At 66.3% G+C, this 21,606-nt stretch carries 18 protein-coding genes; 8 read left to right on the forward strand and 10 right to left on the reverse strand.

The genetic code is table 11. The annotated features are described in order from the left end of the window. Nucleotides 1-269 precede the first annotated feature (269 nt). Nucleotides 270-1,667 carry a CoA transferase gene (locus tag FQU96_RS08680; RefSeq protein ID WP_146540461.1) on the reverse strand — a complete coding sequence of 466 codons (1,398 nt, stop codon included), beginning with the start codon at nucleotides 1,665-1,667 and terminating at the stop codon, nucleotides 270-272. 115 nt (nucleotides 1,668-1,782) lie between these two features. Between FQU96_RS08680 and FQU96_RS08685 the strand changes: the two genes are divergently transcribed. Then, nucleotides 1,783-2,409 (forward strand): HAD family phosphatase, encoded by a 627-nt coding sequence (locus FQU96_RS08685; protein ID WP_218574655.1) that lies wholly within the window; start codon nucleotides 1,783-1,785, stop codon nucleotides 2,407-2,409. A gap of 48 nt (nucleotides 2,410-2,457) precedes the next feature. Here FQU96_RS08685 and ssb read toward each other — a convergent pair whose 3' ends face one another. Beyond that, nucleotides 2,458-2,964, reverse strand: coding sequence for a single-stranded DNA-binding protein (gene ssb, locus FQU96_RS08690; RefSeq protein WP_146540463.1), 507 nt, complete (start codon nucleotides 2,962-2,964; stop codon nucleotides 2,458-2,460). A gap of 123 nt (nucleotides 2,965-3,087) precedes the next feature. Next, nucleotides 3,088-3,792, reverse strand: coding sequence for an alpha/beta hydrolase family protein (locus FQU96_RS08695; protein WP_146540464.1), 705 nt, complete (start codon nucleotides 3,790-3,792; stop codon nucleotides 3,088-3,090). Between the two features lie 182 nt (nucleotides 3,793-3,974). Between FQU96_RS08695 and FQU96_RS08700 the strand changes: the two genes are divergently transcribed. After that, a complete protein-coding gene (locus tag FQU96_RS08700; protein WP_146540465.1) occupies nucleotides 3,975-5,213 on the forward strand; it encodes an MFS transporter in 1,239 nt (412 codons plus the stop codon). A 15-nt stretch (nucleotides 5,214-5,228) separates the two neighbouring features. Here FQU96_RS08700 and FQU96_RS08705 read toward each other — a convergent pair whose 3' ends face one another. The 6 genes from FQU96_RS08705 to FQU96_RS08730 form a co-directional block, all read right to left on the reverse strand. Then, complete coding sequence (locus FQU96_RS08705; RefSeq protein ID WP_146540466.1) at nucleotides 5,229-7,850, reverse strand: tetratricopeptide repeat protein; 2,622 nt, start codon at nucleotides 7,848-7,850, stop codon at nucleotides 5,229-5,231. A gap of 124 nt (nucleotides 7,851-7,974) precedes the next feature. Continuing rightward, nucleotides 7,975-8,709, reverse strand: coding sequence for an amino acid ABC transporter ATP-binding protein (locus tag FQU96_RS08710; protein ID WP_146540467.1), 735 nt, complete (start codon nucleotides 8,707-8,709; stop codon nucleotides 7,975-7,977). 3 nt (nucleotides 8,710-8,712) lie between these two features. Further along, nucleotides 8,713-9,402 (reverse strand): amino acid ABC transporter permease, encoded by a 690-nt coding sequence (locus tag FQU96_RS08715; RefSeq protein ID WP_146540468.1) that lies wholly within the window; start codon nucleotides 9,400-9,402, stop codon nucleotides 8,713-8,715. Continuing rightward, nucleotides 9,402-10,145, reverse strand: coding sequence for an amino acid ABC transporter permease (locus tag FQU96_RS08720; RefSeq protein WP_146540469.1), 744 nt, complete (start codon nucleotides 10,143-10,145; stop codon nucleotides 9,402-9,404). Before FQU96_RS08720 ends, FQU96_RS08715 begins: the two co-directional genes overlap by 1 nt. A gap of 4 nt (nucleotides 10,146-10,149) precedes the next feature. After that, on the reverse strand, nucleotides 10,150-11,043 hold the full coding sequence (locus FQU96_RS08725; RefSeq protein WP_146540470.1) for a transporter substrate-binding domain-containing protein: 894 nt from the start codon (nucleotides 11,041-11,043) through the stop codon (nucleotides 10,150-10,152). Between the two features lie 11 nt (nucleotides 11,044-11,054). Next, nucleotides 11,055-12,200, reverse strand: coding sequence for a PLP-dependent aspartate aminotransferase family protein (locus FQU96_RS08730; protein ID WP_146540471.1), 1,146 nt, complete (start codon nucleotides 12,198-12,200; stop codon nucleotides 11,055-11,057). Between the two features lie 69 nt (nucleotides 12,201-12,269). On the opposite strand from FQU96_RS08730, the gene FQU96_RS08735 reads away from it, so the two are divergent. The 6 genes from FQU96_RS08735 (at nucleotide 12,270) to FQU96_RS08760 (ending at nucleotide 20,513) form a co-directional block, all read left to right on the forward strand. Beyond that, on the forward strand, nucleotides 12,270-13,145 hold the full coding sequence (locus FQU96_RS08735) for a LysR substrate-binding domain-containing protein (RefSeq protein WP_146540472.1): 876 nt from the start codon (nucleotides 12,270-12,272) through the stop codon (nucleotides 13,143-13,145). A gap of 302 nt (nucleotides 13,146-13,447) precedes the next feature. After that, a complete protein-coding gene (locus FQU96_RS08740) occupies nucleotides 13,448-14,614 on the forward strand; it encodes an MFS transporter (protein ID WP_255467931.1) in 1,167 nt (388 codons plus the stop codon). Between the two features lie 452 nt (nucleotides 14,615-15,066). Continuing rightward, nucleotides 15,067-17,958 carry an excinuclease ABC subunit UvrA gene (uvrA, locus tag FQU96_RS08745; protein WP_146540474.1) on the forward strand — a complete coding sequence of 964 codons (2,892 nt, stop codon included), beginning with the start codon at nucleotides 15,067-15,069 and terminating at the stop codon, nucleotides 17,956-17,958. Between the two features lie 4 nt (nucleotides 17,959-17,962). Next, on the forward strand, nucleotides 17,963-18,805 hold the full coding sequence (locus FQU96_RS08750) for a GNAT family N-acetyltransferase (protein ID WP_146540475.1): 843 nt from the start codon (nucleotides 17,963-17,965) through the stop codon (nucleotides 18,803-18,805). A gap of 92 nt (nucleotides 18,806-18,897) precedes the next feature. Continuing rightward, nucleotides 18,898-19,254: a YciI family protein gene (locus FQU96_RS08755; RefSeq protein ID WP_146540476.1), complete on the forward strand. Its 357-nt coding sequence runs from the start codon at nucleotides 18,898-18,900 to the stop codon at nucleotides 19,252-19,254. Nucleotides 19,255-19,259: 5 nt separating this feature from the next. After that, a complete protein-coding gene (locus tag FQU96_RS08760; protein WP_146540477.1) occupies nucleotides 19,260-20,513 on the forward strand; it encodes an RNA polymerase sigma factor in 1,254 nt (417 codons plus the stop codon). Here FQU96_RS08760 and FQU96_RS08765 read toward each other — a convergent pair whose 3' ends face one another. Continuing rightward, a complete protein-coding gene (locus tag FQU96_RS08765; protein WP_146540478.1) occupies nucleotides 20,514-21,599 on the reverse strand; it encodes a hypothetical protein in 1,086 nt (361 codons plus the stop codon). Between the last annotated feature and the right edge of the window lie 7 nt (nucleotides 21,600-21,606).

Consider the following 21,606-nt stretch of genomic DNA (forward strand, 5'->3'; position numbering starts at 1 on the left):
AGATCGCTAGACAGGGCCCTTACGGCGGGACCGGAAGGACGCGGCGCACACTATCAAATGGCGCGGTTTGCGCAAACGAAATCCCGCCCAATTGAGGGAGCATAAGTAGTTGATTTTTATATAAAAATTAGACCTGTGCATGCCGTTGACGGTGAATTCGGCTATCGCCGGCGCAATTGCAGATCTGGTCACCTCTCCAGGGGCAGTCACGCGCACCCGCCACTGCGACAGAAACTGCCATTTATTCTACCTATACGTGTGGATCGGCGTTACGAAGCCCAGACCGGCCTATGAGTGCCCAACGGTACGGCAGGACATGCCCAGCGGGGCGGTGTTTCCGACAGCTGGCCGGCATGGCGCACGGCCGTGAGACGGCCGAATCCGCTGTCCGATTCCTCAAGCAGATCGCGCACGTCTTCCAGCCCGGGATCGTGGCCACCCAAACCGGCCTCGAGGCGGCCCAGGCCGGCGATCCAGCGACCGGTCTGCGCCAGCGACACGCGGACATGCCAACTGCCGCCTTCGCGGGCACGGCGCAGCAGCGCGATCATGGCGCCCAGCGCCAGCAAGTACCCCGAAGCGTGATCCAGCGCCTGGCACGGCAGCGGCTTGGGCTCGGTGATGCCAGCCGCCTGGGCTTCGGCGTGATTGATGCCGCTCGCCGTCTGGACCAGGGAGTCGAAGCCGCGCCGATCCGCCCACGGGCCCGCTTCGCCATAGGCCGAGAGCGTGACACAGACGATCCCCGGACGCAGCGCCGCCAGGGTCGCCGGATCGAAGCCCAGGCCGGCGATGGCATTTGGCCGATAGCCCTGCACGAAGACGTCGGCCCCGCGCACCAGGGTCCGCAGCGTCTCCCGGCCTTCCGGCGTGCGCAGATCGATGTGGGCGGCGCGCTTGCCACGGCCGGTATCGATCACCAGCGGTTCGACCGACGGCAGCCCAGGGCCGCTGATATTCAGCACATCGGCGCCGTGCGCCGCCAGGGTCCGGCCGCAGACCGGTCCGGCGATGATGCGCGTCAGGTCCAGCACCCGAACGCCGCTCAGCGGCTGCTGCGGATCGCCGGGTAGTTCGCCGGCGGGCGCATCACCGATTTTCTCGACCCGCATCAGCGGTAGGTCGGCCAGCGCCTGGCCCTGAGGATGGGCATCCCATTCGGCCGGACTGCGCATCATCGCCACCACCAGGCCGGCATCGGCCGCGGCCTGTTCGAAGGCCTCCGCCTTCCAGCCCGACAGCGCCTTGGCCACGGCATCACGATCGTGGGCGCAGTCGAGCAGCTTCAAAACGCCATCGCGGTGGTGCGGAAAGTTGGTATGCAGACGCACCCAGCGGCCGTCACCGCAGCGATAGGTGCCGGCGATCTTGTCCCACAGTTCGGTGGCCGGGCGACCCGCTACCCGCAGGTAGCGCTCGCTGCGGAACTCGACGGCGGCATGGCGCATGTCGACCGACACGCGCTGGTGCCGGCCGGTGCGCAGCCGCCACAGCTCGGCAGCCGCGGCCGTCGCCGCCGCGATGCTGGCCTGCGCCGCGGCGCCGACCCGAAACGACGACGGCAGCACCGGCTCGGCGCCGCTCAGCGTGACATCATCAAGGGCGCCGGCATGGCCGCCGGCGACCTGCCACAAATCGGCGAGGATCTGATCAACTGTTGCAGTCATGGCGCCATCCCACCAGATTTACCCCGCCACCGGCTAGCGATCTCTCTGTCAAGACGGGGACATGATCGACTGGCACCATCGTGATCGTCGCCGTGTCCAGTCTGGAGTGCCTGCCGTGTCATCGTCCGTGCCCGCCGTGCCGTCTGTCGTCGTGTTCGACCTCGGCGGTGTCCTTGTCGACTGGAATCCGCGCTATCTGTTCAGCAAGCTGTTCGATGATGCCACGCGGCTGGACTGGTTTCTGGCCAATGTCTGCAATGGTGCGTTCTATCTGCGGCTTGATATCGATCGCGATTCGCGTGCCGCCATTGCCGATACGCTGGCCCGCTATCCCGACCATGCCGCCGAGATCGCCGCCTACGTCGAGCGGTTCGACGAGGCCATCAGCGGGGAAATCGCGCCCATGGTGGCGCTGCTCGAACGCCTGCATGCGGCGGGAACACAGCTCTACGCGCTCACCAACTGGGCGGCCGATACCTTTGCCCGCACGCGGCCACGCCTGCCCTGCCTGTCGCTGTTCCGCGATATCGTGGTCTCGGGCGAAGAGCAGCTGGTCAAGCCGGATCCGCGCCTGTTCCAGGTGCTGTTCGACCGCGGCGGCTTCGCGGCGACCGACGCCGTGTTCATCGATGACAACAAGGTCAATGCCGACGCCGCCAGCACGCTGGGGATGCGCGGCATCCACCACCGGGATCCGGCCACCACCATCGCCGCGCTGCAAGCCATGGGGTTGCCGGCTTGAAACCCCGGGAGGCGCGGGCGTCCCACCCGCGCTTCCGGGAAAAGAAGACTAGAACGGCACGTCGTCGTCGAGTTCCGGGCGGCCGCCGCCACCACCACCACTGCGGGGCGTCGATCGACCGCCGCCACCGCCACCCGAGCCGCCGCCACCGTTGCCGTTTCCATTGCCATAGTCGTCGCCACCACCACCGCCGCCGCCTTCACCGCGGCTGTCGAGCAGGGTGAGCGTGCCGCCGAAACGGGGGACGACGACCTCGGTCGTGTAACGCTCCTGGTTGTCCTTGTCGGTCCATTTGCGCGTGGCCAGCTGGCCTTCGAGATAGACCTTGGAGCCCTTGCGCAGATATTTCTGGGCGATCTCGCCGATCTTGTCGTTGAAGATCACGACGCGATGCCACTCGGTGCGTTCCTTACGCTCGCCGGTGGCCTTGTCTCGCCAGTTCTCCGACGTCGCGACCGACATGTTCACGACCATGCCGCCGCTGGGCATATTGCGAATTTCGGGGTCGCGGCCGAGATTTCCGACCAGGATGACTTTGTTGACGCTGCCGGCCATGGGGCGCTCCTTTCGGCTTTCCCGGAGCGGCAACGGCCGCTCCTACCTCACGGCGGCGAACCTAGCGCACCCGGCCTGTGGGCAACCACCAATTTTCGGTTGAAACCGGGGCCGCTGCCGAGCTCACGCCGCCGCGATCAGCATGTCCGCCAGGCCCTTGGGGTCGTCGACCATGACGTCGTGGCCGACCGGGCTGACCTGCGTCTTCCAGGCCGGATCGTCCTTGAGCTTCTCGTAGAACGCCGTGAACGGCGACGGGCTCCAGCCCGATGCATAGATATAAGTCCGCTTGGCCACCCGCTGGTAGGCACCGCTGAGCCGGGCCGGCTCGAGGAAACAGCCGACGCCCATGGGTACGCACTTGCCGTTGACCCAGCCGAGATCCTTGGCATTGACGGCAAAGGCCTCGCCGGGGATCGGATCGGTTTTGACCCCGGCGTTCTTCGCGACGCCGGCCATGAAGAACTCCTTCTGAGCCTCCGCCAGATGATTCCAGAGCGTGCTGCCATCCTCGGGCACGAAGGCATCGAGATAGACCAGCGACCGGATGCGATCGGCCAGCGCGTCGGCCACGCCGGTGATCACCATGCCGCCGTAGGAGTGGCCACACAGCACGACATCGGTCAGGTCTTCCCATTTGAAGACGTTGACGATGTCCTGGATGTGCAGGCTGAGATTCACGTTGACCATGTCGAGGTGCGAGCGCTCGCCGACACCGGTCATGGTCGGCGTGAATACGTCATGGCCCTGCGCGCGCAGCAATTTTGCCGTCCGGGCATAGCACCAACCGCCATGCCAGGCGCCGTGGACCAGAACGAATGTCGTCATCGTTTCCCCCTTGATTCTTAGAACGTCGAGACGCTGCGACCGATTGCCCGGCCTGTCACGTCGAAAATTGTCCCCCGCTCAGTTGCGCTGCGCTCATCCGGGTGTGAGGCCTTTGCATGTGGTGGCACACCGATCGGTGTATATGGTGCCGCCCCTCATCCCACCCCGTCAGCAACAAACCCATGACCGCCCGATCCTTCCACACCGCCGCGCTGAACCGCGCCCAGAGCTTCGCCATTCTGGGCGGCGCCGCCGTCATGCTCAGCCTCGCCATGGGCATGCGCCAGAGCCTGGGCCTGTTCCAACCCTCGGTGATGCGAGAGCTTGGTATCACCGCCGCCGACTTCCAGTTCGCCATCGCCGTGCAGAATATCGTGTGGGGCGTCACGCAACCGTTCATCGGTGCGCTGGTCGACCGTTACGGCACGCGCTGGGTCGCGGTGGTCGGCAGCGCGCTCTATGCCGCCGGCCTGGCGCTCACGGCATGGGCTACCGACGCGCTCACTATCACCATCGGCGCCGGCCTGCTGGTCGGCGTGGCGCTCTCCTGCACCACGTCGGGCATCGCCGCCAACATTGCCGCGCGCGTGGTGGTGCCGACGCGACGCAGCCTGGCGTTCGGCCTGGTGTCGGCGGCGGGCTCGATCGGTACGTTCGTGGCCTCGCCCTTCGCCCAGGTGCTGATGCAGGACCATGGCTGGCGCTTCGCCCTGGCGGGGTTCATCGGCATGGCGGCGGTGATGCTGCCGGCGGCCTTCATCGGCAGCGGCGCCGACCGGCTGCCCAACGCCACCGCCCGCGACAAGGACCTGACCCTGGGCCGCGCGCTCGACGAGGCGTGGCGCCACAACGGCTATGTCGTCATGGCGCTGGCCTTCTTCGTGTGCGGCCTGCAGCTGGTGTTCATCACCTCGCACCTGCCGACGTTCCTGGCCAGCTGCGGGCTTGATCCCATGGTGGGCGCCCAGGCGCTGGCGGTGATCGGGGCCTTCAACGTGCTGGGCTCATGGCTGTTCGGCTGGCTGGGTGACCGCTATCCCAAGCGCCTGCTGCTGGGCCTGATCTATGTGCTGCGCTCGCTGTTCATCGCCGCCTACTTCTCGATGCCGATCAGCCAGACGAGCACGCTGGTGTTCGCCGCCGCCATGGGCCTGCTGTGGCTGGGCGTGATCCCGCTGGTCAACGGGCTGGTGACCGAGATCTTCGGCATCCGCTTCCTGTCGACGCTCACCGGCATCGCTTTCTTCAGCCACCAGGTCGGCTCGTTCCTGGGCGCCTGGGGCGGCGGCCTGATCTACGACATGCTGGGTTCCTACGAGCGCGCCTGGCAGGTCGCGGTGCTGATCGGCCTGATCGCGGGCACCGCGCAGCTGCTGATGAACGACCGGCCGACGGCACGCGTGGCGGCGCAGGCGGCTTAGGTAGGGCCGCTCGCACTACCGGAACGGCGTAACAATTAGCTCGAAATCAACGACGCGCAGGAGCGCATTGTTGATCTGCTCCGGCGTCAGCCGCGTGGCAACCCGATCACGGATGCTGGCGGCACGACTGCGCCCCTCGGGGTCACCCGCCGCGGAAGCAGCGAGTACAAGCCATATGTAGGCCTGAATGTCATCCTGGGACACGCCATGGCCGGTGCTATAGGCGATACCAAGATCATGCTGCGCCAGAGCCTCACCTTGTTCCGCCGCGCGGCGATACCAGCGCGCTGCCTCGACAAGATCCTCCGCTACACCAACGCCACGCGCATAACGACGACCGAGGTCGCGCTGAGCCACGGCGAACCCTTGTTTGGCGGCCTGCCGCAACCATCGCAATGCCGCTTGATCGTCCTGGGCCACACCCGACCCTTCTTTATACAAGACACTCAGCCAGTACTGGGCGTGGGCATGGCCCTGGTCCGCCGCCTTGCGATACCATGCCGCCGCAGCTGCAAAATCCTGGGCCACCCCGTCACCACGGTGATGGACAACGCCGAGGGCGTACTGCGCATGGGCAAAATCTCGCTCGGCGCTGCGATGAAGGAGCTTGATCGCCGCTTCTTTGTCTTGCGCAAGGCCGCGGCCTTCGAAGTACATGACACCTAAATGAAAGTGGGCGGCGGCGTCGTCTTGCGCTGACGCGGCGCGCAGCCATTTCACCGCCTCGGTATCACTTTGCGTTACGCCGGCGCCAGAGAGATAGGCGACACCCAAACCTGTTTGCGCACCGGCATTGCCCTGTTCGGCGCTGAGACGATAGAGCTTCGCTCCCATCTGATCATTCCGGTTCACACCGCGACCGCTGAAATACATTTCAGCCAAGTAGGCCTGGGCTTCGTCGTCACCTTGCACCGCCGCAGCTTGGAACCAGGTCGCCGCCTCGATATCGCTCTGCTGCACGCCGATGCCGTCAAGGTACGCCAGGCCGAGAAGAACCTGTGCCGGTGCGGCATCCTGTTCGGCGGCACGGCGCCACCATTTCGCGGCCTCGGCCTTGTCGAGCAGGACGCCTCTACCGTCGGCATACAGCTGGCCCAGCCAATATTGGGCTTCGGCGCCACCTTCGCGGGCAGCTATGTGAAGCTGGTTCGCCGCCGCACCGTCGTCCTGGGCAGCGCCGACACCATTGGCCGCCATCACAGCGAGATAGTAATACGGACTGATCAAGCGTTGCTCGGCAGCCAGTCGATATAGTCGCACAGCCTCCACGAAGTCGCGTGGCACACCCAGACCCTGCACATAGAGATGAGCAAGATCAATCAGAGCGATGGCGAGGTCCTGGGCGACGGCGCGGCGATACCATTTTGCAGCTTCCGCATCGTCGCGCGGCACCCCATTTCCCGCCGCGTACATGCCCCCGAGACGACGCTGAGCATGTTCGTCATCCTGTTCAGCAGCCTTCCGATACCAGCGCACAGCCTCGACACCGTCACGCTGTACGCCCTTGCCGTTGCGGTAGGCATCGCCCAGCGCAACTTGCGCCTCGACGTCATCCTGCTGGGCCGCTTTGTGGTACCAGCGCACGGCCTCGGCCTCATCACGCTTTACGCCACGACCAACCGCATACAGTGCGCCCAAGAGATATTGCGCCCGGGCGTTGCCCTGGTCGGCCGCTTCGCGGTACCAGTGCGCGGCTTCGCTGTCATCGCGGTAAGGGCCATCTTCGGCGTACATCCCGCCCAGTTCGAGCTGCGCGTCCTCGTCGCCCTGTTCGGCAGCCTTGCGGAACCACCGCATCGCGGCTTCACCGTCACGCGGTACGCCATTACCGTTGCGATACAGGTTTCCCAGATAATACTGCCCCCACGCGTCACCCTGGTCGGCCGCGCGGCGATACCAGCGAGCAGCCTCCGCGTAGTGGACCGGCACGCCGCGCCCTTCCATGAACATGAAACCGAGGCTGGTCTGACCGTCTGCATCGCCCTGGTCGGCGGCCTTGCGGTACCACCGCACCGCCTCGCGGTCGTCCTGAGGCGTGCCGTGGCCGTTGAAATACAAATGACCGAGCTGGACCTGCCCCGCGGCGCTTCCCCGCTCGGCTGCTTTGCGGAACCATTTCAGCGCTTCACGATCATCCCTGGGCATGCCAACGCCCCAGTGGCACATGAAGCCGAGGTTGACCTGGCCGAGGGCATCGCCCTGTTCGCCGGCGCGACGGAACCATGTCAGTGCTTCACGATCGTCCTTCGGCGTCCCCCGACCGTTGACGTACAGGAAGCCGAGATTGACCTGAGCGGCGGCAAAGCCCTGCATAGCGGCCCTGCGATACCATGTCAGCGCTTCGCCGTCGTCCTGCGCTACACCTTTTCCGTCCTGGTAGGCAAAGCCAAGAGCGTTCTGAGCACGTGCATTACCCTTCTCAGCTAGCGGCCGGATGATGCGCAGGAACGTGGCACTATCGCCCCGATCCAGCGCCGCGTTCGCGTCTTCGAACGGGCCGGCCAGCGCCCCTGCCACCGGCTGGAGTAACAGGATCACCGCGAGCGTGAGTGTGGCGGCTATGCGCGCTATTCGGCGTTCCGGTACTTGGGTTGTCCTAGACCCGTTCACCGGATAGAGATCGCCTTTGGCGCACATCGATTGCCGCTCCTGTCATCTCGATCGGAACATATCATGAATAGAATAAAGCAAAAGTCTATGTATTTATAGTTGTAGGTCTTCTCAGAGGTAAGGCCACCACCTGGATGACGAACATGGGTTCTCAATGATTCAATATCTTGGACAGGAACTCTCTTGCGCGCGGTGAGCGGGCGTCGATATCGCCGAAGAATGCGTCCTTGCCGCAATCCTCGACGATGCGGCCTTCGTCCATGAAGATCACGCGGTGGCTGACCTTGCGGGCGAAGCCCATCTCGTGGGTCACGCACATCATGGTCATGCCGTCGTTGGCCAGGCCGACCATGACGTCGAGAACCTCGCCCACCATCTCGGGATCGAGCGCCGAGGTCGGCTCGTCGAACAGCATGACGATGGGGTCCATGGCCAGCGCCCGGGCGATCGCCACGCGCTGCTGCTGGCCGCCGGATAGCTGCGCCGGATACTTGTCTTTCTGGACCGCCAGGCCGACGCGCTCGAGGTAGCGCAGCCCCTTGGCCAGCGCCTCGGCCTTGCCGCGGCCGAGCACCCGGACCTGCGCCAGGGTCAGATTCTCGGTGACCGTCAGATGGGGAAACAGCTCGAAGTGCTGGAACACCATGCCGACCCGGGCCCGCAGCTTGGGCAGGCCCCGGCCGAGGCCGCCGACCGAAACGCCGTCGACAATGATCTCGCCCTGCTGGAACGGCTCCAGCGCATTGACGGTCTTGATCAGGGTCGACTTGCCCGAACCGGACGGGCCGCAGACCACGACAACCTCACCCTTGTCGATGCGCGTGGTGCAGTCGGCGAGCACCCGGAAGTCGCCGAACCATTTGCTGACATTGTTGATGGCGATCATGACTTACCTTCGGGAGGGCGCGCCGCGACGCTGCAGGAGGTGAACGCCCATGGTGCCCAGCGAGCACAGCGCCAGGTAGACCGCGGCAGCGAACAGGAACATCTCGACCTGCCGACCATCGCGCTGGCCGATCTTGGCCGCCGCGCCGAGGAAATCGTTGAGACTGATCACATAGACCAAAGACGTGTCCTTCAGCAGCGCCACGGTCTGGTTGATCAGCGCCGGCGTCATGTTGCGGAAGGCCTGCGGCAGGACCACGTACAGCAGAGCCTGGGCGGTGGTCATGCCCAGCGCCCGGGCGGCCTGGAACTGGCCGGCACGCACGCTGCCGATGCCGGCGCGGATGATCTCGCAATAGTAGGCCGACTCGGCCAGCACGAAAGCGGCGATGGCGGCATAGACCGGGCCGACGGCAAAATACGGATTACCGGTGATGGCGCGCACGACCAGCGGCACCAGGAAAAAGAACCAGAAGATCGTGAGGATCAGCGGGATCGACCGGAAGAAATTGACGTAGCCCGCCGCCAGCATGGCAACCGATCGGGGACCAAACAGGCGCAGGATGGCGAGCACCGTGCCGAAGGTGACGCCCAGCACCATGGCGACGGCGACCAGGAACAAGGTCGTGCCCATGCCATCCAGCAGGTACGGCCAGGCACGGGCAATCGAGGACCAATCGAAATTGTAGGTCATCACCCGCTCGCAGTCCCCAGCATGCCGGGTATCCGTGCCCGCCTTTCGACGTGGCGCATCACCAGGACGACTCCGTACGTGACCGCCATGTAGATCAGCGTCGCTGCGGTGAAGGCCTCGAAGGACTGCGCCGAGAATTCGCTGAGCTGCCGGCTCTGGCCGGTCAGTTCCATCAGCCCGATCGTCAAGGCGACCGCCGAGTTCTTGAACACGTTCATGAAATCCGACGTCAGCGGCGGCACGATGGTGCGGAAGGCCTGCGGCAGCAGCACGTAGCGATAGACGTCGACCTGCGTCAGGCCCATGGCGGCGCCGGCGGCGCGCTGTCCCGGCGGCAGCGCCTCGATGCCGGCACGCACCAGCTCGGCGACCTTGGCCGCCGTGTACAGCGACAGGCAGAGCACGACGGTCAGGAACTGGCCGGTGGTCGGCGCCAGCTGCTTGATGGCAGTGCCCCAGGCCGGCGGCAGCAACTCGGGCACGACGAAGAACCACAGGAACAACTGCACCAGCAGCGGCGTGTTGCGAAAGCAATGGACGTAGAGCAGCGCCGGCCACGCCAGCCAGCGGTTGGTCAGCGTGCGCATCGTACCCAGTACGGTGCCCAGGGCGAGGGCGAACAGCCAGGACAGCAGTGAGATCAGCAGCGTCCAGCCGAGCCCCCTGACCAGCATCCAGCCATAGAGGCCCTCGCCCGTCACCGACGGCTTGAAGAAGATCAGCCAGTCCCATGCATACGTCATGGGCTTACTGGTAGGGCCGGTCGTTGGGGTCGCGGATCAGCGCCGTCATGTCGTCCGACAGCGGCAGGTTGACCGTGATGCCGCCCTTCACGGCGATCGGCTTCAGGAAATACTTGGTGTAGAGCGCCTCGTAGCCGCCGCTGCGCATCAGGTCGGCGATGATGCCGTCGACCATCGCCTTGAACACCGCATCGTCCTTGCGCGACATGCAGGCATAGGCCTCGCGTTGCTGCGGCGCGCCGACCACCTGCCACAGCGCCGGGTTGCGGGCGCGCGCGATGTTGCTGAACAGGATGACGTCATCCTGCATCGCCGCGACGGCCCGGCCGGTCTCGACCATCAGGAAATTCTCGCTGATGTCCTTGGCCAGCACGACGTTGACCTGCCAGTTGTTGTCGCTGCTGAGCTTGCGCAGGATGCGCTCGGCTGTCGTGCCGGCGCTCACCACCACGTTCTTGCCGGCGACGTCTGGCCAATCGCGGATACCCGAGTCCTTGCGCACCAGCAGCCGGCTGCCGACGACGAAGAACGTGTTGGAGAATGACACCTGGCGTTGCCGCTCGGTGTTGTTGGTGGTCGAGCTGCACTCCAGGTCCAGCGTGCCGTTGGCGACCAGGGGAATGCGCGTCTGCGGCGTGACATTGACCGGGTTGACGCGCAGGTCGGGCATGTTGAGCCGCGACCGCAGCGCGTCGACGACCTTGAGCGCGATCTCCCACGACAGGCCGGCCTGCTGGTTCTTGTCGTCGAGATAGTTGAACGGGATCGACGCCTCGCGCGTGCCGATCGCCACCACGCCCGTCGCCTTGACCTTATCCAGGGTCGGTGACGATTGCGACCACGCGGCGGACGGGCCCAGCAACAGGATGGCAGCGGCAGTGAGCCGGCAGAACGACATGGTGTCCTCCCTCAGGACGAAGCGTTGAGGCGGGCGAAGCCGGCGTCGAGATCGGCCAGCAGGCTGTCGAGCGGCTCCAGGCCGACATGCAGACGCAGCAGCCAGCCCTCTTGCCGCGCCGAAGCCGTACGCCGCGCGGTCGACAGATCGAACGGCGCGATCAGGCTGTGCACGCCACCCCAGCTGGCGCCGATGCGGAATACCTGCATCGAATCGAGCATCGCCGACACGCGCGCGAGCGACGCCTGCCGCAGCCGTACCGCCAGCAGGCCATGGCCACCGCGGAAGAAGCGGGCATGCCGGTCGCGTTGCGGCCCGACACTGTGCGGATAGAGCACCGCCGCGACCTCGGGGCGTTGTGCCAACCACGCGACCACGGGCTCGGTTCGCCGGCCGTGTTCGGCAAGCCGGACAGACAGCGTCTGCAGGCTGCGAATCACCAGATAGGCGTCATCGGCCGCGATGCCGATTCCCAGCCGCGTGACGCCGAGCTTGATCCGGCGGAACAGGGCGTCGTCGGCGACGGTGATGGATCCCATGCACAGGTCGGAGTGCCCGGAACCGTACTTCGACAGCGCCGAGGCCACGATGTCGACGCCATGCGCGAACAGGTTCGAGAGCCCGAAGCCGTAGGAGTTGTCGGCCATCACCAGCGCGCCCGCCGCATGCGCCTCGCGGGCGATGGCATCGATGTCCTGCAGTTCCATGGTGTAGTAGCCGGGCGTCTCGAGCAGCACGAGACGCGTGGCCGGCGTCAGCAGGCCGGCGATGCTGTCGGCATCGCTGGGAAAGAACGCCACGCTGATCCCCATCGCCTGCAGGATCTCGGTGCAGAAGTCCCGGGTCGAACCGTAGACGCAATCGGCGACCAGTACCTGATCGCCGGCGCGCAGCAGCGCCAGCAGCGGACCGGTGACCGCGGCCAGGCCCGACGGCACGGCGATGCTGCGGCTGCCGCCTTCGATCGTGGCGACCATATCCTCGAGCGCACGGGTGGTCGGGGTTCCGTACAGCCCGTAGCTGTAGCCGTCGAACAGCTGACTGCGGCGGCCGAGGAAAGCGCTGGTCGTGGCGAAGGTCAGGGTCGAGGCATGGTGCACCGGCACAGTGAGCGCGGCGAACCGGCCGGCATCGGCGGCGCGATCGGGTGTGTCCATGGCCGGACAGTGGCTTGACAGGAGTATGCATTCCAATAACAGTTTGAATAAAGTCAATGCAGAATTGATATGAACCCAAGACAGGTCGAAGCGTTCCGCGCCGTGATGACATGCGGCACCACGGCGCGTGCCGCGGAATTGATCCACACCTCGCAACCCGCCGTCAGCCGGCTGATCGGCCAGCTGGAGGCAACGTTGCGCCTGCGCCTGTTCGTGCGCGAGCGCGCGCGCCTGCATCCGACGCCGGAGGCCAAGGCGCTGTTCGTCGAGACGACACGCCTGTACGCCGGACTCGACCGGCTGCGCGAGCGCGCCGCCGCGATGCGTGGCGGTCAGGGCGTCGTGCTCCACGTCACCGCATACCCGGCCATGGGCTACGGCCTGATGCCGCGGATGATCGCGCGTCTGAGGCAGGAGTTTCCCGCGCTGACCGTCTCGGTCGACATCGTGAGTTCGCCCGAGGTGCGTGACCGCGTGATGAGCGGGCGCAGCGACATCGGCTTCGCCGCCGAGGAAATCGACACCCACGGCCTGTCGACGACGGTGGTGCAGAGCAGCCGCGCGCAGCTGGCGGTGCCGGTCGGTCACCGGCTTGCGGGCCGTCGGCGCGTGCGCATCGCGGAACTCGCCGGCGAACCCTTCATCGCGTTGGCGCCGGTCGACGTGGCGCGCCGCGCGCTCACGGCCCTGATGTCCAAGGCCGGCCAGGAACTGCAGGTCGCGATCGAAACGCCCTATTCGCTGAACGTCGCGACGTTCGTGGCCGAGGGTGCCGGGATCGGCCTGGTCAATCCCCTGGCGCTCGCAAGCTACCAATCGCCGCGGATCGTACTGGTGAACCTGACCGAAGAGATCCGCTTCAACGCGCTGGCTCTGCACCCGGTGGGCGTCGTGCTGCCCGCCCAAGCCCGCCGCCTAGTCGAACTCATGTCGCAGGCACGCTAGCGGATCGCGACTGTCATTCCGAGCGCAGCGAGGAATCCAGGAACGGCGCCTGGATCCCTTCGCTGTGCTCGGGATGACAGATGTATCTGTAGCCAGATAGCCCAGGTACCAATTGAGGAGCATGGGCGCATCCCTGCCCAGATTTTTTGCACCATGTCCGTATCGTGGGCTGACCCTATAGTTCGCGATCACTTTGCACGTTTCGGGTGCTGCCGATGTCCGTTGCTGCCATTGCCGATGCCTACCACAGCCCGCGGGTCAGCCGCCGCGAGGCCGATCTGATTCTGGGCAGCGCGGCACTGATGATGACGCTGGCCATGGGCATGCGCCAAAGCCTGGGCCTGTTCCAGACACCGGCATCCCAGGGGCTCGGCATTGCCGTCGCCGACTTCGCCTTGGCGGTATCGATCCAGCAGGTCGCCTGGGGCGTGACGCAGCCCTTCGTCGGTGCGCTGGCCGACCGCTACGGCACGCGCTGGGTCGCCGTGGCCGGCAGCGTGATGTACATCGTCGGACTGATCCTGACAGCCACCGCACAGAACGCGACGATGATCATGCTCGGGGCCGGCGTGCTGATCGGCACGGCGCTGTCCTGCACGTCGTCCGGCATCACCGCCAACATCGCCGCGCGCGTCGTCGTGCCGTCGCGCCGCACCCTGGCCTTCGGCATCGTCTCGGCGGCCGGCTCGATCGGTGCCCTGCTGACGGCGCCGCTGGCGCAGTACCTGATCAAGGCCGACGGCTGGCGCGTGGGCCTGTTCGCCTTCGTGGCGCTGGGCCTGATCATGATCCCCGCCGCGCTGCTGGGCGGCCGCGCCGACAAGTTGCCCAACGGCACGGCGCAGGACCGCGAACTGACGTTCGGCGGCGCGCTGGCCGAAGCCGGCCGTCACCCCGGCTATGTCGTGATGGCGTGCGCCTACTTCGTCTGCGGCCTGCAGCTGGTGTTCCTCACCACGCACCTGCCGACCTATCTCGCCAGCTGCGGCATGGACGCCGCCTACGGGGCCTGGGCGCTGGCGCTGATCGGCGGCTTCAACATCATCAGCTCGTGGGGCTTCGGCTGGCTGGGCGACCGCTATCCCAAGCGCCTGCTGTTGGGTGCACTCTACCTGCTGCGGTCGCTGACCCTGGCGGCGTACTTCATGTTCCCGCCGACACCGATCAGCACGCTGCTGTTCGCCGCCGCCATGGGCCTGCTGTGGCTGGGCGTGATCCCGCTGGTCAACGGGCTGGTCGCCCAGATCTTCGGTCTGCGCTACCTGTCGACCCTGACCGGGATCGCCTTCCTGAGCCATCAGGCCGGCTCGTTCCTGGGAGCCTGGGGCGGCGGCTACATCTTCGACGTGCTGGGCTCCTATGACCTCGCCTGGAAGGTGGCCGTACTGATCGGCCTGATTGCCGGCACCATGCAGCTGCTGATGAACGACCGGCCCACGGCCCGGGTAGCGGCACAGGCGGCCGGATAGCCGATTAGGTTGCGGGTGGTATTCAAGCGTCCCATGACCAGATTCTGACTTTAAAATAGCCGGCATGTGCTTTCTAAATTGGACGGCTCTTGACTTTAGAATAGCCGGATGCCCGCCGTGACCGTCGTCATACCTCGCCGCGTAAAGTCCGTCATAGATGCATCGCTTGCCGACACGCGCGTCGTTCATCCGAGGGCTCGTGCTACACGATCATGATTCGGTGATCCCGTTCGGGGAAAAGCTGTATGCCGCACCCGTCTCGCAGCTCTGGACGATGTGAGACATGGGCACCAGCTCCTATGTGAGCATACGCTCGGTCCCAGGCCTCCTGACAGATTCTGTCAGTGCGGATGGGTACTGTGGATACAAAACCTGAACAGAGCAGTGGCGGCGTCACCGTCGCTTGACCATAATCGCCGGCCCCGAACGCCAGACAGACCCGCCGCCACGCCATGAGCAAGCCCGTTACCGCGTTCCGTACCGCCGCCGAGCCCAGCCGGTTCATTTCCGTGAGGGGTGCGCGCGAGCACAATCTCAAGAACGTCGATGTCGACCTGCCACGCGACCAACTGATCGTGATCACCGGGCTTTCCGGTTCCGGCAAGTCGTCGCTGGCGTTCGACACGATCTATGCCGAAGGCCAGCGCCGCTACGTCGAAAGCCTGTCGGCCTATGCCCGGCAGTTCCTCGAGCTGATGCAGAAGCCTGACGTCGACTCGATCGAGGGCCTGTCGCCGGCGATCTCGATCGAGCAGAAGACGACGTCGCGCAACCCGCGGTCGACCGTCGGCACCGTCACCGAGATCTACGACTATCTGCGCCTGCTGTTCGCCCGTGTCGGCGTGCCCTACTCGCCCGCCACCGGCCTGCCGATCGAGAGCCAGACCGTGTCGCAGATGGTCGACCGCATCAAGACCATGCGCGAGGGCACGCGGCTCTACCTGATGGCGCCCGTGGTGCGCGGCCGCAAGGGCGAGTACCGCAAGGAGCTGCTGGAATGGCGCAAGAAGGGATTCCAGCGCGTCAAAGTCGACGGCAAGCTCTACGAGATCGATGACGCGCCGACGCTCGACAAGAAGTTCAAGCACGATATCGATGTCGTGGTCGATCGCGTCGTCGTGCGGCCCGATCTCGGCAATCGCCTGGCCGATTCGCTGGAGACGGCGCTGGAGCTGGCCGACGGGCTGGCGGTAGCGGAAAACGCCGACGGCGGCGAGCGCACCACCTTCTCGGCCAAGTTCGCCTGTCCGGTGTCCGGCTTCACGATCGAGGAGATCGAGCCGCGGCTGTTCTCGTTCAACGCGCCGCAGGGCGCCTGCCCGGCCTGCGACGGGCTGGGCGTCAAGATGTTCTTCGACACCGACCTGGTGGTGCCGGACGACCGGCTGTCGATGGGGGAGAACGCCATCGCGGCGTGGAGCGACTCGCCCTACTACACCCAGACGCTGGAGAGTCTGGCCAAGCACTACAAGGTCAAGATGACCACACCCTGGCGCGACCTGCCGGCCAAGGCGCGTGACGGTATCCTCAACGGTACCGGCAACGAGGCCGTCACGATGCGTTATGACGACGGCATCCGCCAGTATCAGACCACCAAGCCGTTCGAGGGCGTGATCCCCAACCTGGCGCGACGCTGGAAGGAAACCGACTCGTCATGGATCCGCGAGGAGCTCGAGCGCTTCCAGAACGAGCAGCCCTGCGAGGCCTGCCACGGCGAGCGGCTGCGGCCCGAAGCGCTGGCGGTGAAGATCGCCGGAATGCATATCAGTGCCGTCACCCGCTTCTCGATCGCCGACGCCGTGGACTGGTTCATCAAGCTGCCCGGCCAACTCACCGCCAAGCAGCGCGAGATCGCTGCCCGCATCCTCAAGGAAATCAACGAGCGGCTCGGCTTTCTCAATAATGTCGGCCTCTCCTACCTCAACCTCAACCGCTCGTCGGGCACCTTGTCGGGCGGCGAGAGCCAGCGCATCCGCCTGGCGTCGCAGATCGGCTCCGGTCTCACCGGCGTGCTCTACGTGCTCGACGAGCCGTCGATCGGCCTGCACCAGCGCGATAACGACCGGCTGCTGAAGACGCTGACGCGGCTGCGCGATCTCGGCAACACCGTGATCGTGGTCGAGCACGACGAGGATGCGATCCGCACGGCCGATCACGTCGTCGACATGGGGCCGGCGGCCGGCGCGCATGGCGGTCAGATCGTCGCCGAAGGTACGCCCGAAGAGGTGATGCGCAATCCGGCCAGCCTCACCGGTCAGTATCTGTCGGGGTTCCGCCAGGTGCCCGTGCCGACCAACCGGCGGCGCATCGACATGAAGCGCGCGCTGACGGTACGCGGCGCCAAGGAGAACAACCTGCAGTCCGTCACGGCACGGTTTCCGCTCGGCACCTTCATCTGCGTCACCGGCGTGTCGGGCAGCGGCAAGTCGACCCTGATCGTCGAGACGCTCTACAAGGCACTGGCCAAGCGGCTCAACGGCGCGCGCGAGACCGCCGGCGAGCATGATCGCATCGACGGCATCGAGCACCTGGACAAGGTGATCGACATCGACCAGTCGCCGATCGGCCGCACGCCGCGGTCCAATCCGGCGACCTACACCGGTGCCTTTTCGCCGATCCGTGACTGGTTCGCGCAGCTGCCCGAATCGACGGCGCGTGGCTACAAACCCGGCCGCTTTTCGTTCAACGTCAAGGGCGGCCGCTGCGAGGCCTGCCAGGGCGACGGCGTGATCAAGATCGAGATGCACTTTTTGCCCGATGTCTACGTGCAGTGCGACGTCTGCAAAGGCCAGCGCTACAACCGCGAGACGTTGGAAGTGTTGTTCAAGGGCAAGTCGATCGCCGAAGTGCTCGAGATGACGGTCGACGAAGGCGTCGAATTCTTCAAAGCCGTGCCGGTGATCCGCGACAAGCTGCTGACCCTGCAGCAGGTCGGGCTGGGCTACATCCATATCGGCCAGCAAGCCACCACGCTCTCGGGCGGCGAGGCGCAGCGGGTGAAGCTGTCGAAAGAGCTGTCGCGCCGCGCCACCGGCCGTACGCTCTACATTCTCGACGAGCCGACCACCGGCCTGCATTTCGACGATGTGCGCAAGCTGCTCGAGGTGCTGCACCGCCTGGTCGAAACCGGCAACACGGTGCTGGTGATCGAACACAACCTCGAAGTCATCAAGACCGCCGACTGGGTCGTCGACCTCGGCCCCGACGGCGGCGCCGGCGGTGGCCGCATCGTCGCCGAGGGCCCGCCGGAGGACATCGCCAAGGCGGCCGAGAGCCATACCGGCCAGCACCTCGCCCCGCATCTGCGCAAGAACGGCACGACGGCCGCCCGCAAACGGGCGTGATCACATGGCCGCGACGGTCACGATCGCGCCGCTGGATGCGGCGCACGCCGCGGCGGCCACAGGTCTCACGACGGCTGTGGGATGGACTCATCGCCAGGAGGACTGGCTGTTCGCGCTGTCAGTCGGCCGTGGACTGGGCGCCTTTGACTCCGATGGCGCGTTGCGCGCCACGCTGGTGTGGTTTCCCTACGGCTCGGCGCATGGCTCCATCGGCATGATCGCCGTGGACCCGTCGCTGCAACGCAGCGGCATCGGGCGCATGCTGATGCAGCGCCTGCAGGCCGAAGCCAGCGGACGAACGCTGCTGCTGGTGTCCACCCAAGCCGGCCGGCGCCTGTACGAAACGCTTGGCTTCCACGCGATCGGCAGCAATGCGGCGCACATCGGCACCAGCATCACGGTCGAACCTGTCCATGGTGTCACCGCCGCTCGAACCGCAGATCTGGACGTGATCACGAACCTCGACGCCGAAGCCCTGGGCTATGAGCGGCGCCAACTGATCGCGGCCCTCGCCGACGCCGGCGACGTCGCCATCGTCCCCGACGACAAGGGAAGGCCCACCGGGTTTGCGATCTGCCGCCGCTTCGGCCGCGGGCATGTGGTCGGACCCGTGGTTGCCGGCAGCAGCGATCACGCGTGCCGGCTTGTCGGCTATTGGCTGGCGCGGCGCACCGGCCAGATTGTGCGTATCGACGTGCCTGCCGAGCATACGGCGCTCGCGGAGTGGCTGACCGACCGGGGCCTTGCGCGGGGCGGCGAGTCACCGATCATGGTACGGGGCGATGATGCTCCTGCCCCCGGCGCGCGCGTGCATCGGTACGCGCTGGTCAGCCAGGCCATGGGATAAAAACACGTACCGGTGTCGATTCCGATCAGGAACGCGCGTCCAGGGTAAAGGTGGCCGCATGGCGCGGCCGAACCAAGCCATGGGAGGACGAGATGGCCCAGTTCCTGTTGCTGCTGCGGGACAATCCCGAGCATTACGCCAGCCTGTCACCGGCCGAGATGCAGCGCATCATCGGCGAATACCGGGCCTGGGCCGAGGGTCTGCGGACGCGCAATCAGCTCCACAACAGCAACAAGCTGACGGACGACAGCGGCAAGGTCGTCCACCACGACGGCACCAGCGTAACGCTCAAGGACGGTCCCTATGCCGAAACCAAGGAGGTTGTCGGCGGGTATTTCCTGATCGAGGCGGCCGACTATGCCGCCGCCGTTGACATCGCGCGCAGCTGTCCGCACGTCAGGCCCGGCGCCAGGGGCAGCATCGAGGTCAGGCAGATCCACGAGATGTAAGGGCCATGACCGCCGGCGCCGCGAGCACCGATGTTCCCGGCCTCGTCGACCGGCTGTTCCGGCGCGAGGCTGGGCGGCTCACGGCCACGATGGCCCGCCGGCTGGGTCCCGGCCGGCTCGGGCTGGCGGAGGACATCGCCCAGGAGACGCTGGCGCGCGCCTTGCGCGTCTGGCCGTTCCGCGGCGTGCCCGACGATCCGGTGGCGTGGCTGCACACGGTGGCACGGCGGCTGGCCCTCGACGCCCTGCGCCACGATGCCGCCCATGCACGGCATGCGCCAGCCCTCGACATGCTGGCTGAGACTCCACTGCCGCCCGATGCGGCTTTCGCCGACGAACTGGTCGATGACGAGTTGCGCCTGCTCTTCATGTGCTCGCATCCGGACCTGTCGCCGGAGATGCGGACGGCGCTGGTGCTGAAGACCGGTTGCGGCCTGTCGGTCGAAGAGATCGCGGCCGGCCTGCTGCGCGAACGCGCGGCCGTGGCGCAATGGCTGGTGCGGGCCAAGAAGCGTATCCGCGAGCGCAACCTGGCGCTGGACATGCCGTCGCCTGGTGAACTGCCGGCGCGACTGGTGACCGTGCTCGACGCGATCTACCTGGCCTTCAATGAGGGCTGGAGCGCGTCAGCCGGTGAGCAGGTCGTACGGCCTGACGTGTGCCTGGAAATGCGGGCGCTCGCCGAACGGTTGGCGCGGCACCGCATTACCGGCACGCCGCCGACCCAGGCACTGTATGCCCTGCTGACGTTCCATTGCGCGCGCCTGGCGACGCGCACCGATACCGACGGCAACTTGCTGCTGCTGGCGGACCAGGATCGCGCGTTGTGGGATCGCGCGCTGATCGCACAGGGCCTCGCGGCCCTGGCCCGCGCCGCCGGCGGCGCGCACCTGTCCGAATATCACCTGCTGGCCGGGATCGCCGGCGAGCACGCGATCGCACCCACCTTCGATGCCACGAACTGGCAATCGATCAGGACCTACTACGACCTGCTGATCGAGACGAACGCATCCCCGGTTCACCGTCTCAACCGCGCCGTGGCTGTCGCGATGGCGTGCGGTCCCTCGGCGGGGCTGCGCGAGCTTGCCGCGCTGGAAAATGACGCCGCGCTGCGCGGCTTTCATCTCCTGCACGCAACGCGCGGTGAATTGCTGCGACGCGCCGGGCGCGATGCCGAAGCACAGGCTGCCTTTCAGCGCGCCTACGACCTGGCGCGCAGCGAACCGGCCCGCCGCTTCCTGCAGCAGCGACTGGCCTGATCAGGCCACAGCCCGTTGTCCCGTACCATCGGCAGCGCGCCCATTGTCCAGTATCAACGTTTGCGTCACCTGGCTCGCGCCGCGGGCACCGGCTTCCCAGCCGGCGACACGCATCGCCCCACTGGCTGCACACATCTCGACCGTAAGACGGGTAAAGACGTTGGTGATGGGCGACTGTGCCCAGCAGAACGGATCGCCATCACGGCCCAGCCACACCCTGAAGGCCGCCCGACGCTTGCGGTTGTTCTCGACCGGCGCGCCGGTACCACAAACGCGCGATTCCCATCCCGGTCGCTCGTCGCGCCACGCGTTGGCAACGACGGCAGCGCCGCGCAGGATGCGTGCCGTCGTCTCTTCACGCTCGATGATCACCTGTTCGCCAGGGTTGACGCCCGTCAGGGTGAAGAGCACGGGGCGTGCCACCGGTGCACTGCGCAGCAGCTGCTGTGCCTCGTCGAACGTGGCGCATGTTTCGAAGACGCGCCGCAGCAGGTGCTCGGGTGGTTCACGCCCGCCGCGCATTAGCGCGCGCAGCGAGTTGATGGCGTAGTCGAGCCAGCGCAACCACGGCCGACGGGTGAGGCGGCGCATCGGGGCCTGATTGATGGCGGCCGCGAACCGGCCGGGCGCCATGGCCGTCAGGACGCCGGCGAAACCGGGCCACGTAACGCTCAGATAGTCACCGGCGGGACCGGCTTGTCGCGCCACGTCCACCAGATGCCCCAACCCTGGAAACGGCCAGTCCAATGTACGCCGCAGGCGGGGGCCGGCACGACTGTCGTCGGCGAGCGTCGTGCACCCGAACAGATAAGCGCCGTGCAGGAACCAGATGCCCCGGCCCGGCACCGCTTGGGCGATGGCATCGATATCATCGACATAAGCCGATCCCGACCGACGCAACCACCAACGCACCAGGGGATCGCCGATGCAGGCCAGCGATTGACCCGCCGGCAGCCATCCCAGGCAGGCATCGCGAACTGCCTCGGCCTGGGTCACCCGAAGACGGGCATGGGTCAACGGCCCGCCGTCGCGCGCGTCGACGACGGCGATCGCGGGCAGCGCCGATAGATGATCGTCACTCACCATTAAGTGA

It is taken from the genome of Reyranella sp. CPCC 100927 (assembly GCF_007859315.1).
Lineage (GTDB): Bacteria > Pseudomonadota > Alphaproteobacteria > Reyranellales > Reyranellaceae > Vineibacter.